This is a genomic window from Pseudoalteromonas sp. MB47 (assembly GCF_011319765.1).
Lineage (GTDB): Bacteria > Pseudomonadota > Gammaproteobacteria > Enterobacterales > Alteromonadaceae > Pseudoalteromonas > Pseudoalteromonas simplex.
The window spans coordinates 103,476-116,311 of the sequence record NZ_VFBD01000020.1; the positions used below are offsets into that span (position 1 = coordinate 103,476).

Annotated in this window: 14 protein-coding genes; 11 read left to right on the forward strand and 3 right to left on the reverse strand. The window is 38.1% G+C overall.

All coding sequences use genetic code 11. The features are described from left to right. The first annotated feature begins 87 nt into the window (after window positions 1-87). Complete coding sequence (locus tag IMPJCBKJ_RS10065) at window positions 88-1,782, forward strand: NAD-dependent malic enzyme (protein WP_166340422.1); 1,695 nt, start codon at window positions 88-90, stop codon at window positions 1,780-1,782. Window positions 1,783-1,915: 133 nt separating this feature from the next. Continuing rightward, window positions 1,916-2,632, forward strand: a complete 717-nt coding sequence (locus tag IMPJCBKJ_RS10070) for an SIMPL domain-containing protein (protein ID WP_166340109.1) — start codon at window positions 1,916-1,918, stop codon at window positions 2,630-2,632. A gap of 6 nt (window positions 2,633-2,638) precedes the next feature. On the opposite strand, the gene IMPJCBKJ_RS10075 is transcribed toward IMPJCBKJ_RS10070, so the two are convergent. After that, window positions 2,639-3,991: a DUF2254 domain-containing protein gene (locus IMPJCBKJ_RS10075; RefSeq protein ID WP_166340111.1), complete on the reverse strand. Its 1,353-nt coding sequence runs from the start codon at window positions 3,989-3,991 to the stop codon at window positions 2,639-2,641. A 119-nt stretch (window positions 3,992-4,110) separates the two neighbouring features. Here IMPJCBKJ_RS10075 and IMPJCBKJ_RS10080 point away from each other — a divergent pair, with 119 nt between their 5' ends. The 5 genes from IMPJCBKJ_RS10080 to IMPJCBKJ_RS10100 all read left to right on the forward strand — a co-directional run bounded on the left by IMPJCBKJ_RS10080 (window position 4,111) and on the right by IMPJCBKJ_RS10100 (window position 7,207). Then, window positions 4,111-4,485, forward strand: a complete 375-nt coding sequence (locus IMPJCBKJ_RS10080) for an MAPEG family protein (protein WP_166340113.1) — start codon at window positions 4,111-4,113, stop codon at window positions 4,483-4,485. 1 nt (window position 4,486) lies between these two features. Continuing rightward, window positions 4,487-5,392: a transporter substrate-binding domain-containing protein gene (locus IMPJCBKJ_RS10085; protein ID WP_166340115.1), complete on the forward strand. Its 906-nt coding sequence runs from the start codon at window positions 4,487-4,489 to the stop codon at window positions 5,390-5,392. After that, the gene (locus IMPJCBKJ_RS10090; RefSeq protein ID WP_166340117.1) at window positions 5,389-6,021 is read left to right on the forward strand and encodes a sulfotransferase; all 633 of its coding nucleotides are present in this window, start codon (window positions 5,389-5,391) and stop codon (window positions 6,019-6,021) included. The genes IMPJCBKJ_RS10085 and IMPJCBKJ_RS10090 overlap by 4 nt, the downstream gene beginning before the upstream one ends. Before the next feature lie 45 nt (window positions 6,022-6,066). Continuing rightward, a complete protein-coding gene (locus tag IMPJCBKJ_RS10095) occupies window positions 6,067-6,639 on the forward strand; it encodes a tRNA-(ms[2]io[6]A)-hydroxylase (RefSeq protein WP_054553873.1) in 573 nt (190 codons plus the stop codon). Between the two features lie 196 nt (window positions 6,640-6,835). Continuing rightward, window positions 6,836-7,207, forward strand: a complete 372-nt coding sequence (locus tag IMPJCBKJ_RS10100) for a hypothetical protein (protein ID WP_166340119.1) — start codon at window positions 6,836-6,838, stop codon at window positions 7,205-7,207. Here IMPJCBKJ_RS10100 and IMPJCBKJ_RS10105 read toward each other — a convergent pair. Further along, window positions 7,199-7,906, reverse strand: coding sequence for a metallophosphoesterase (locus IMPJCBKJ_RS10105; RefSeq protein ID WP_240921024.1), 708 nt, complete (start codon window positions 7,904-7,906; stop codon window positions 7,199-7,201). The two genes, IMPJCBKJ_RS10100 and IMPJCBKJ_RS10105, sit on opposite strands and share 9 nt — an antisense overlap. A 245-nt stretch (window positions 7,907-8,151) precedes the next feature. Here IMPJCBKJ_RS10105 and IMPJCBKJ_RS10110 point away from each other — a divergent pair, with 245 nt between their 5' ends. Further along, the gene (locus IMPJCBKJ_RS10110; RefSeq protein ID WP_166340121.1) at window positions 8,152-9,729 is read left to right on the forward strand and encodes an ATP-binding cassette domain-containing protein; all 1,578 of its coding nucleotides are present in this window, start codon (window positions 8,152-8,154) and stop codon (window positions 9,727-9,729) included. Between the two features lie 556 nt (window positions 9,730-10,285). After that, window positions 10,286-10,843: a hypothetical protein gene (locus tag IMPJCBKJ_RS10115; protein ID WP_166340123.1), complete on the forward strand. Its 558-nt coding sequence runs from the start codon at window positions 10,286-10,288 to the stop codon at window positions 10,841-10,843. A gap of 59 nt (window positions 10,844-10,902) precedes the next feature. Here the strand turns inward: IMPJCBKJ_RS10115 and IMPJCBKJ_RS10120 are convergent, their stop codons facing one another. Then, the gene (locus tag IMPJCBKJ_RS10120; RefSeq protein ID WP_166340019.1) at window positions 10,903-11,118 is read right to left on the reverse strand and encodes a hypothetical protein; all 216 of its coding nucleotides are present in this window, start codon (window positions 11,116-11,118) and stop codon (window positions 10,903-10,905) included. A 420-nt stretch (window positions 11,119-11,538) separates the two neighbouring features. Here IMPJCBKJ_RS10120 and IMPJCBKJ_RS10125 point away from each other — a divergent pair, with 420 nt between their 5' ends. Both IMPJCBKJ_RS10125 and IMPJCBKJ_RS10130 read left to right on the forward strand, forming a co-directional pair. Then, window positions 11,539-11,934 carry a response regulator gene (locus IMPJCBKJ_RS10125; protein WP_166340125.1) on the forward strand — a complete coding sequence of 132 codons (396 nt, stop codon included), beginning with the start codon at window positions 11,539-11,541 and terminating at the stop codon, window positions 11,932-11,934. A 7-nt stretch (window positions 11,935-11,941) separates the two neighbouring features. Next, on the forward strand, window positions 11,942-12,835 hold the full coding sequence (locus IMPJCBKJ_RS10130) for a MoxR family ATPase (protein WP_166340127.1): 894 nt from the start codon (window positions 11,942-11,944) through the stop codon (window positions 12,833-12,835). The last annotated feature ends 1 nt before the right edge of the window (window position 12,836 follow it).

The window sequence follows — 12,836 nt, forward strand, 5'->3', positions numbered from 1 at the left end:
GGTCTGACAAGGTGAATTGTCATTGCAATTTCGCCTTCAAGAGTAATAATGTCAGGTCATAATTATGACGCATCAAAGCTTGGAAATATGACTACAAATACCGATCCAAATTATCTTTATATTCCTTATTCAGGCCCAGGTCTGATTGAAACGCCACTATTAAATAAAGGCAGTGCTTTTTCACAAAAAGAAAGGGAAAATTTCAACTTAGCCGGTTTACTGCCACCGCGTTATGAAACGATCGAAGAACAAGTTGAGCGTTGTTATCAACAGTATTCAAGCTTTAGCGATAACTTAAACAAGCACATTTACTTACGTGCTATTCAAGATAACAACGAAACACTTTACTACCGTTTAGTGCGTGATCATCTTGAAGAAATGATGCCTATTATCTACACGCCAACGGTAGGTGATGCTTGTGAAAAGTTCTCAGACATTTACCGCAGTGCCCGTGGTCTATTTATTTCTTATGAAGATCGTTTCCAAATTGATGATATTTTACGTAATGCCACTAAAGGCAAAGTAAAAGTTATCGTTGTGACTGACGGCGAGCGTATTCTTGGTCTAGGTGACCAAGGTATTGGTGGTATGGGTATTCCAATTGGTAAGTTATCACTTTATACAGCGTGTGGTGGTATTAGCCCTGCATATACGTTACCAGTGATGCTTGATGTTGGCACGAATAACGAAAAACTACTTAACGACCCTATGTACATGGGTGCTCGCCATAAGCGTATTTCGCAAGAAGAATATGACGAATTTTTAGATCTATTCATTAAAGCAGTTAAACGTCGTTGGCCAAGTGTTTTACTTCAGTTTGAAGACTTTGCACAACCAAATGCAATGCCATTATTAAAACGCTACCGTGATGAAATCTGTAGCTTTAACGATGACATTCAAGGTACTGCTGCGGTTACTGTAGGTTCTTTACTCGCTGCATGTCGTGTTAAAGGCGCGAAACTTTCTGAGCAAAAAGTTGTGTTTGTTGGTGCAGGCTCTGCAGGCTGTGGTATTGCTGAGCAAATCATTAGTACTATGGTTGCTGAAGGCATTAGCGATGAGCAAGCGCGTTCGCAAATTTTCATGGTTGACCGCTTTGGTCTACTTACTGAAGGTATGGAAGGCTTACGTGATTTCCAACAAGCACTTTGCCAATCTAAAGATGGCTTAAGTGAGTGGACTTACAGCGGTGAGTACGCATCACTATTAGATGTAATGCACTGTGCGCAACCAGACATTCTAATTGGTGTATCTGGCCAGCCTGGTTTATTCACTGAACAGGTTATTCGTGCAATGCACGCATCTTGCCCACAACCGATTATCTTCCCGCTAAGTAATCCGTCTAAGCAAGTTGAAGCACTTCCTGCTGATGTTATTGAATGGACAAACGGCCAAGCGATTGTTGCTTCTGGTAGCCCATTTGATCCGGTTGAGTATAACGGCCAAACATTCCCAATCCCACAATGTAACAACAGTTATATTTTCCCGGGTATTGGTTTAGGCGTTATCGCTGCTAAAGCAACGCGCATCACTGATGCAATGCTAATTGTATCAAGTGAAACACTTGCTGAGTCTTCACCACGTGCAAACACTGGTAAAGGCAGCTTATTACCTGCACTGACTGAAATCCAAGCGTTAAGTAAACGTATTGCATTTGCGGTTGCGAAAAAAGCGATGGAAGAAGGTGTGGCACTTGAGCTGAGCGATGAAGCGCTATGGGCAGCAATCGAGAAAAACTACTGGCTTCCAGAATATCGAAACTACAAGCGCCGTAGTATCTAAACTAGAACGCTTTTAGTGAATGAAAAAACAGGCTTTTTATGCCTGTTTTTTTATATCTGTAAAATGGCTTGTTCATATTCAATTAACCCTTTAAGGTGATAATGAACGGAGTTTTAAATTAAGGAACAGTATTATGCGTAAGTTAGTTTTTACCGCTATGGCAGCAGCACTTAGTTTTAATGTGTTAGCACAAGCAACACCTGATGCGCCACATATTTATATACAAGGTAATGCAACGGTTAAAGCGATCCCTGATAACGTTAAACTGACAGTAGGTATTGTTGAAGTAGATAAAGATTTAATTGCCGCGAAAAACAAAGCCGATGCAACCATGGCGAAAGCGATTAAGCTCGCTAAAAACCAAGGCGTAGAAGAAAAGGGCATTTATGCGTCTAATATCTCGATTAATCGCCAAACAGAATATAACCGTGAAACGGGTAAGCAAGAGTTTGTAGGTTATAGAGTAACGCGTAGCCTGTCTGTAACTTTAAGTGATATAAAAAAATACCCAATTATGCTTCAGCAACTAGTGAATTCGGGCATTAATGAAATTAATCAAACGCAATTTGTATCAAGCAAGTACGAAGAGCTACAAAAGCAAGCGCAAAAGCTAGCCATTAAAGATGCCCGTGCTGCGGCGAAAGAATTTGCCAATGACTATGGGGTAGAGCTTAAAGGTCTTTATACAGCTTCAAGTAGCCCACTTGATACAGGTAGCCAACCTTATATGCGTGCCAGCAAAATGGTTATGGCAGAAGCTGCACCAGATAACTATGTACCTGATGCATACAATGGTGGTGAGCTTACGATTACCGCAAGCAGCTATGCGGTTTATTTAATCGAAAACTAAGTTAACTTATTGATTGCTGGCAAACCTTGCCAGCAATTTTTCACCTTGTTGCTCTGAAATACGAGCAATCGCTTTTAGCATATTAGTGATTTGCTCACGGTCGTATTCATTACTAATATGCTTATCTATATCTTCAATAATTGCCCCTAAATAAACAAATAGGCTATCAGTTGCTTTATCGTTATCAGATGCTCTAAATAATATGTTTTTAAATGCCTCAAGCACGTTGACCATGACATAAGCGTCATTTTTTGCATAGTTACGAATTGGCGTGAAGTTATCATGCAGCAGCTCATCGAATGATGTTTCGTGAATAAACAGGTGCGGTTGATTGTTCTCACAACGTTTAAGCGAGTAGTTCACATCGTAAATATCTAAGCGCAATATCAGTAATATACTCAACATATCTATGGCTTTTACCGCAGTACCGGGATCGTTAATACCCGGGCTCATAGCTTTAACAGCGATTTCTGAAATTTGTGTCATACCGTAGCGGTAATGGTCACTAATATATTCTTCGATATAAAAGATAAAGCAGTCTAGTAATTGCTCTACCAGTTCAGGTTTGTCAGATAAGTCAGTATCACACTTTAAAAACGGGTATCCCTTTACTGTAAAGAAGCCTTGTTTAACCGAAATATAAATTTTAATACCGTGCTGTTGGCATAACGCACACAACTTATCGCTATGTGCCCCTTTAAAGTAACCTTCTGTTTTACTTTTAACACTATGCCAGTCATCAAACTCAGGAAAATGCTCAACAGGATTTTGTTGTTGCATGTCAATTATGTATTTAAGCTCGCCTTTGGTATTTTTAAATAAGTCGTTTAGTACATTATCGACTTGAATTGCTTTTGAAATTGAGTGAATAAAAAACACAAAAAAACCAAGCGAAATTAAACCAAACACCAATGAAAAGAAGATACCAAGCGATGGAATACCCATATCTCCATCACCAATGGTGCGTATGTTTATCAGCATTAATATGGTGTAGATAATACTACCAAGATAAAACCCCAGTACTAATTGGTGCGACTTACGGGTAATAAGGCCCGGCAACACACGCGGCGAAAGACTGGCACTGGCACTATTAAGCACCACCATAACCATAGAAAAACTAAAAACCGTTAATGAGATAATGCTGCCGGCAAGTGTGCTGAGGATGGTACGAGCATTCTCTTCGCTATCGACCAATAACACACCAATCAGCTTTTTAAATTCCATTGATAATGACGAGTACTCGACCGCAGTAGTAATTAATCCAAAAACTAAAAACATCACAGAGAGCATTGATGGGTAAAATCCGATACTACTGATCATTTCGCGGTAGTTATCGGCGATTTTTCTTGGCGTAAACATGCACTTCCTTAAGAACTGTTAGACATTAAATATCATACTGAGCTAACCTAACTACTTACTTAACAGCCTAGCAATAAATTATGCTAAGCGTCTAACTTTAAATAAAAATTGGAAAAACTGTGATTGTTTCAACGTTTGCTGCCATCTTGGCCATTTTATACATTCAACTTAGCTTTCGCGTGATCAAACTACGTAGAGCAAAACGAATTTCACTAGGTGACGGGGGAGATAAAAGCCTACAAGCAGCTATAAGAACTCATGCTAATTTTATTGAATATGTGCCTTTTTCGTTGATCCTGCTATTTTTATTAGAGTACCAAGGCCTCCCAAGCCATTATTGCTATATTTTAGGTGCAATGCTGGTTGCTGGTCGTTTTTGTCATAGTTACGCACTTGCTGATAATCTGATGAAATTACGTGTATTAGGTATGATGCTTACTTTCATTACTATTTTGATTAGCGCTGTGATGTTATTAGTTACACAGGTTTTCTGATATGCTAAAAATTGTTTTTCCATGTTTGTTGTTCTTATTTTCAACTTGTTTATTTGCCAATGTAAAAACAATTAATGCCAAGAAAAATCGCGTAACACCACCAACCACTTTACATGTTGTTTATCCTAAAACAATGGATAGCTTAGACGAAGAAGTACTTTATCCTTTAATACTTCTTCGTACAGCTTTAAAAAGAAGTGGTTATAAGTTTACCTTATCACCCGCACCTGAATTATTAAGCCAAAATCGTGTTTTAAAAGAAATTGAAACGACTGGATCTATCAATGTTACTTGGAGCATGACAAACCAAGAGCGTGAAGACACTTTGCTCCCTCTACGAGTTCCTATATTTAAAGGCTTATTTGGTTGGCGATTAATGTTTACTACAGAAGATAAGTTACCGAGGTTGAAACAGCTAAAATCTCTTGATGATTTAAAATCGATTAACTTAGTTCAGGGTACAGATTGGCCAGATACACGAATTCTAACAAGTAACGGTTTAACAGTGGCAACGGCAATGGACTTTGAATCATTGTTTGTAATGTTAGATAGAGGAAGGGGGGATTTATTTCCTCGTTCAGTATTAGAGATCCAAGATGAACTTGCGTATTTTAAAGAAGGAATGCCGTTGGTCGTTCTGCCGCATCTAATGCTCAAATACAAAAGCCCAATCTATTTCTTTTTTAATAAACATAATACTAATATTGCTAAAGCCGTTTCTCAGGGGATTAAGGTTATGCAGCAAAGTGGTGAATTTGACGAATTATTTTTTAAGTACAACGGAAACTTTATAAAAAACGCCCACCTACACGACAAAATTGTTATAGAATTGCACAATTATGATTTACCAAGGTTAACCCCAGTCAACGACAAATCGCTGTGGTTAGCATTTGATCAGGTGCCATGAGCTCTAAAATTTTTATAATCGGTTTACCACGAACCGGCACAACTAGTATCTGTAACAGCTTTTTACAACTCGGTTATAAAACCGCCCACACAGCCTATACCCAACAAGCCATTACAAGTGCAGATGTTATTGCTGATACTCCAGTTTTTAGTGAATACGCCTTGCTTGATGAGCACTTTGCAAATAGCCGTTTTATCAACCTCGAGCGCGATTTAACTAAATGGTTGCCATCTATAAGGCAGTTATTAGCACGCATGCACACTAATTTAATGCGCCCAGACGGTGGCTTTAATAGCCATTTAAAGCGCTGTTATTTTGATGTGTTTGGTCAGTATAGCTTGGCAGAGTTAGAATCTGATGAATACTTAACAGCGTGTTATCAGCGTCACCAACAGCAAGTGGCAGACTACTTTAAAGGGCGTACAAACCAGTTATTAACGCTTAATGTAGCAGACTCAAACAGCCCGCAATTACTTCAGCAGTTTTTAAACACTCAGCAGCCAATTAGCTTTAAACAGCTGAATATGGGTGGCAAAGTCACAGCGTGGAATGACATAAAACACCCAGATAAAGTATCATCTACCCGAAGTGGTAAAATTGATAAATCTCTTGGTTATAATCACACGTAAAATACGTTAAAATCGCCGCCATTATAAGTTTAGTTGTTCCTTATCATGTTTGAATTGAAATACCACACGCCATTTGAATGGACAGAAGGTGTCTTAGCTGACTTCGATACCTTTTTACAAGATCATGCTGCAGCAGAGAAAAAAGCCTCTGGTATGGCTATGTCTATGCTTTCTCATTACCCTGACCGTCGTAAGCTTGTTAGAGCCATGACAGACTTAGCACTGGAAGAAATGATTCACTTTAAGCAAGTTTTAAAGCTATTAATGGAACGTGATGTATCACTTGGCAATGACCAAAAAGATCCTTACATCAAACAAATTCGTGCGGTATTCAGAAATGGACGTGATGAATTTTTAATGGACCGTTTATTAGTAGCAGGCGTTATTGAAGCACGCGGACACGAGCGCTTTTCGCTTGTTGCAGAGGCTTTACCTGCAGGCAAAGAAAAAGAGTTTTATGTCGCGATTGCAAAATCAGAAGAAAAACATAAAAACTTATTCGTTGAACTTGCTTACGAGTATTTCGATAAGCAAGAGGTTGATACACGCCTTGAAGAAATTCTAATTGCAGAAGCCGAAATCTGTAAAAATATTCCATTTACAGCAGCGCTTCATTAATTTTATGCTTGTGTATTAGGTCTTTTAGCCTAATACACAAATTTATGTTTAAACCCCAAAGCAGTAAATTAGGGACTAAAAACAATAATTAAGTATCCTGCAAATAGTTACGCTAATTCTAATTGATTAAATAAACAGCATACATTCATCTTTCTCTCCTATAGTTAAATTAGTACCTAACTGAGAGGAATAGAGCATGAAATGGATGATGACTCTTACGACGTTGTCGTTAATAGGGATTGTATTCACCGGTAATTCTATTTATACCGAAGTGAAGCTCTTTCGTTCAAACGATAAGCCCACCGAAATAACTGCTAGTATGTATCGCTCGCTTATTTGGCATAGTGATATTTATAAAGACGATGAATTTCTACGTACCGCACAAAGCTACTTTAGCGATGGCAAAATTGATACGCGTGAATACAGTAAACTAACTAGCCTGGCAAGCAAAACTGCTGGCCCAATCATCTACATTAAAGAAACAGATGAGCAGTTGTGGCATGCAAGACTAACCTACAAAAAATACCTTGAAGAGAAAACGGTCGAACGACTGGCAAGTTTACATTGATGAAAACTGCTTGATCAGCGTGCTAAGCTCAATAATGGTAGGCTTACCGCTGAGATAATTAGTATCAAGATGGTAACTATTGCCAAGCCAATAGGGCTTTTTGGTTGTGTTATGACCATGCACTGAAAAGTCGATACTTGGATTTATTAAAGGTTTTTTCGCTTTGGTTAAGCTTCTGTCCCAAAGTAAAGCGCCAGTCGCTTGTTGTATATCTTGTGCAGGGTTTTGCCAATCCCAATCAGCACAGGTGGTATGCGATAAACCAATTTTTAAAGTGCCATATTCAACGTAGTAAGAAAGCGGGCATTGAAGTAGCTGCTTACAGGCAAAGGCGAGCTCTTCATCGGTTGCTTCTAGATGCCAACGGCCGCCATTCTCAACCCATAAACGGTAGTAACTTTTATCCTTTGCAAGTAAAGACTCAAGCAACATATGCTCGTGGTTACCAAGGCACATATGTACACCAAGCTCTTTAAAACGAGAAAGTAACGCAATGCTGTACTCCCCCCGATCAATCACATCACCCAGTGAAAACAAAATATCTTCTCTTGGATTAAAATTAACAGAGCAAAGCGCCTGTTCAAATTTAGTTAAATCTGCATCTAAATCGCCAATAACAAATACACGTTTACTTTCATTAATTTCCATCTTAACTTGAATGGGGTTTTGCGAGGCAAGAGGGCTTTTAACTAAATTCAAAATACATTCCTTTAAGCAGCTAATAATTTAAGACTATCATAACTCGTTGCTATTTGAGCACTGGGTGGTTATTATCTAGCCTCACTTTTTAGGAGTTACCGCCAACATGAACAACTAAACCTGTTATCCAATTTCATTTTTATCTTTTTGGACCAACAGGGTTAGTAGGCGTTGCTCACTATCACTTTTATAATATTACTTTTCGTGTGATCAAGCGCTTATGCCCCTGTAATACAGGAGGCACTATGCCACAACTTCAAGCTTTTAATTTATGTTACCAACATGGCAATGGCGATGTTGTATTTAACGACCTTTCATTTTCACTTACTGCTAAAGTCACCGCGTTAGTCGGCAGGAACGGCTGCGGTAAATCTATATTAGCGTCAATACTTGCTAAGCAAAAAGAGCCTAGCTCTGGTACGGTTGTTTGTAATTCAACCCTTGGCGTTTACCGACAAATGAACGATGTAAATCAGGCTGATAACAAAACAATTGCAGAGGCTATTGGGCTAGAGCCTGTGTTTAAAGCCCTTGATGCAATAAACCAAGGGCAAGTTACAGAACAAAATTTATCTTTACTTGAAGGCAATTGGGACTTAGCAGAGCGCTTTAATGCAGAACTTGTCAGGCTTGGCATAAACAACAAAACCCCTTACTCATTAAGCAAACATTTAAGTGGCGGTCAACTTAGTCAATTAAAACTTTGGGTACTATTTACCTGCATAAAGCCCGACATTTTAATACTGGATGAGCCATCAAACCACCTAGATGCAAAAGGTAAAATCTGGCTTATAAAGCAAATACACAACTTTAAAGGGCAATTATTACTAATAAGTCACGATCAAGAATTATTAGAACAAGCCCATGAAGTTTGGGAGCTAACAACCCTAGGTTTAACACAATATGGTACCTGTTTTTCTGAGTACCAAATACAAAAGCAGCAGCAAGTTGCTGCCCTTGAAAACAAGTTAAACCACATTGTTAAACAGCAAAGTAAGCTTAAGGCAGCTGAACAACTACAGAAGCAAAAAGCACAAAAACGAGCATGTCAGGGCGCAGCCTTAAGAAAGTCAGGCAGTCAGCCTAAAGTGTTGATGGATGCTAAAAAAGACAAAGCCAGCGCTAATTTATCATCACAAAGTAAAAACACCGCTAAGCGAGAAGGTGAACTCATTCGTAATAAGCAACAACTTTCTAGCAAGCTTGAACAAACTAAAGCGCAGCAATTTTATTTAGTGCAATCAGATACAGCTAAGCACCATAAAGTACTTAGCCTGGAGAACGTTGCATTAGCACATGGCACAAAAAAGCCGCTTAATTTTCAGGTGTTCAGTGATGATAAAATTCATTTAGCGGGCGCAAATGGCACTGGTAAATCAACCTTACTTAAAACGCTTATTTTCGACATACCAGTAAAAGCAGGGCAGTTACATTGCAATCAAGCACTCTATTATTTAGACCAATATTTTACATTAATAAACAACGAGCTAACCCTGCTTGAAAACGTGATGACTTACTGTAAAAACCTAGATGAAAGCACCACACGTACTCTACTTGCCAGTATTGGCTTTAGAAAAGACGCTGTTTTTAAACATGCCGCACTTTTAAGTGGCGGTGAAAAAATGAAGCTCGCCATGTGTATCGTCAGTAATATTGAAAGTACTGCATTCTTGTTACTCGATGAGCCCGATAATCATCTCGACCTTGAATCAAAACAGCTCTTGGCTAAGTCATTACAGGGCTTTAAAGGCGGGTTTATACTTGTAAGCCATGATAAATACTTTGTAGAAAGCATCGGCTGCAATAAGCAAATTGGTTTATAAAATAGCCAGTTACAAATAAGCGTGCTAGGGTGGTTGTAGGTAAATTACAAATGACGATATTGAATTTACCCATGGCTTACAAATTACCAAGAAGTCGCTGTTTCTTCATCCACCTCAACCCTCGATTTTATCATCATCCCAGTTTGGGCCACTCTCTACGGCACGGGTTTTGTGGTGCTACATGAAATTGGGCTGGGAGTTGCTAGGGCGTTTAATTGGGGAAAGTGAAAGAGTTATTAGTCTGATTATGTGAGATACAAATAAATTTGCCTATATTTTTTATTACAGAAATCTCAGATGAAATTGCAGAAGTTACCAGGGTAAGTAAGGCGCCGTCTTATTTGAGTGAGTTGTGCCGTAAGAGTATGGCGGCAGACTATTAGACAACGACCACAGGAACCAGATAAAACCATACTTAACCAAGTTAAATTTATGGGGGGGACTGTTCAGGAGCTGCAATCAATAGAGAACATTGATCGTAAAAAGTTTAGTCTTGGTTGCGTAAAAGGACAGATTTAGCGAAACTTGAAACAATTATTTTCAAAAGAACTTAATAATGATCAAGTTTATAGAGTGTGTTTTGATAATTAGTGGCTATTTACAGCCACTAGTTACAATGTTCATTGGTGGTGCAGCGATTTACATTAGTCATATGACCTTTAAAAATGCCAAAGAAACAAGGCTACATAATGAGTTTTTAGAATTAAACACACTAAAAAGAGATGCTATAAAGCTCATTTCAGAAATGACAGCCGATCAAACTATTGCAGTTAATCGGGTTAGAGAGCTGTGTAATGAAGCTGTTTTAATAGATCTAGATGACCAAGAAAATTATGAACTTCTAAATGCAGAAGCAGAGAAAATGCTTGAAGACCACGTAGTTGTTTACGATGAAGCTATCAACAATCTAGAGAGTTTAATTTCTATAATTCACGAATCTGAATGTATAGATAATGTAATCATTATTATTCATAATTTAGAAGATATGAAGCTCAGAAATAAAAATGAACATGACACTTTATATAACGAATATAAGTTCAAATTTAAATTAAGACTACAACAATTTAAAGTAGAGAAAGAAAGGAAAAACTTAAAGAGTGAAAATAATAATTAATCAAATTTTTTGAACGTAATCAGCTATAAGTAAAGCTCATTCGGCCTTTTTTGTATCCTTTACTCTCCAGGCTCCAATCCCGTGCTTAAGTCATTACCAATGATTTTCAGCGTTTCACTGGCTTCAACTAAGTCATACAAGTGTTCAATTTGGGCTTGTAGGGCATCTACATGACTTTCGTTATAACGAACAGCTTGTTGTAGAAACCAGTCATACTTAATGAACTTAAAGCCATAACGGTTACGGGCAGTGAAAACAAAATTTTTGGAAGCCATACAAGAAAGGCATTTCAAATCTAGATTCGTAAAATTCAGCGTTGTGGATTTATTGGAATGAAGTAAGTCGTCTTGAAAATTTACAAAGTAAAAATGAGCAGTTCATAAAAAGCTATAAAACCGTAAAAACCCAAATCAGTCAAAAAAAGGACTGAAAAACCTTAAAATCTAACGACTAATGAACCTGCTTATAAAGATAAACATGTTATTTAACATAATATAAATTATAGGAAGTAAAGTGTCTCTACATAGCTATACCTATTCTCTGCGCATGTTAAGTCCAATACTAGACGGTATCGGACATTAAGGTGGTGTTTTATCATATTATTCATTTTATTAGTGCTTGTTTCTTGAGCTTAGTTATCTCATGACTTATATTAAAACTATCAACTTGAGATGTAACGATAAGATGTAAACGATATGGAATTTGTGAAGCCGTTAGAACCTATTCTGATAATCGATGATATCCAAGATATCCGCGACTATCTAAATCAAATTTTAACTGGTCTTGGTTTTGACGATATTTTAGAAAGTCGAGATTTTGAATCAGCTAAAACCGTAATTGAAGAAAAGTCGCCTAACGTAATCTTTCTTGATATTGAACTACCTAACACTGACGGTACGGAAATTCTTGAATACTTAAATGACCACCATCCTCATACGCACGTTGTTATGTGCTCTGGTCATAATAGTCTTGAGAATGTGCAAAACACCTGGGAATTAGGTGCTAAAGGTTTTATCGCCAAACCATTCAACGCAAAAAAAGTCGACTCTGTTATGAAACGTCTAGAATTGATGGAAACCATAACAAATTAAGTAGTTTATGAATTCGACAATCCAACTCATTATCGATGACCTATCAACGGTCATTTTTGGTAAGCAACAACAAATCAAACTCGCCCTTACGTGTTTATTTAGTGAAGGCCACCTGTTAATTGAAGATTTACCAGGCATGGGAAAAACCACTTTATCTCATGCACTTGCCGCAGTTCTTGGCTTGTCGTATCAACGTATTCAATTTACTAGCGATTTATTGCCTTCTGATATTCTTGGTACAAACATCTTTGATGCTAAAGAACATAGTTTTTCTTTTCATCAAGGTCCGGTATTTAGCCAAGTTGTTTTAGGTGATGAAATTAACCGTGCAGGTCCTAAAACACAAAGTGCACTGTTAGAAGCAATGGAAGAAAAACAAGTGACGGTCGATTCGGTTAAACACGCCCTACCATCACCATTTTTTGTAATTGCTACGCAAAATCCAGTGCATCAATCTGGTACTTATCCGTTACCTGAGTCACAATTAGACCGCTTTTTTATGCGCATTAGTTTAGGGTTTCCTGATAAACACGCTGAGAAAAACCTCATTTTAGGCTTAAATAATCGTAATTATGACGACTTGCCTGTGCGCATTAACCCTGAGCAGCTTGCTGTTATTCAAAAAGAAATAAACACTGTAACGATAAGCAGCGCGGTGGTTGATTATATTCTTGAGCTCGTTGCGTTTACTCGCCAAGATAACCATTTTGTAAACCCATTATCACCAAGAGCCAGTATTGCGCTTGCCCGCGCTGCAAAGTCATGGGCGTATATTGAAGGTCGTGATTTTGTAATGCCTGAAGATGTACAAGCGGTTTTTCCAAGTGTGACTGATCACAGGCTTGGCTTAAACGCTGGTGACAGCGGCTATGCACTTAAACATGTGCCTGTAAGCTTATAAA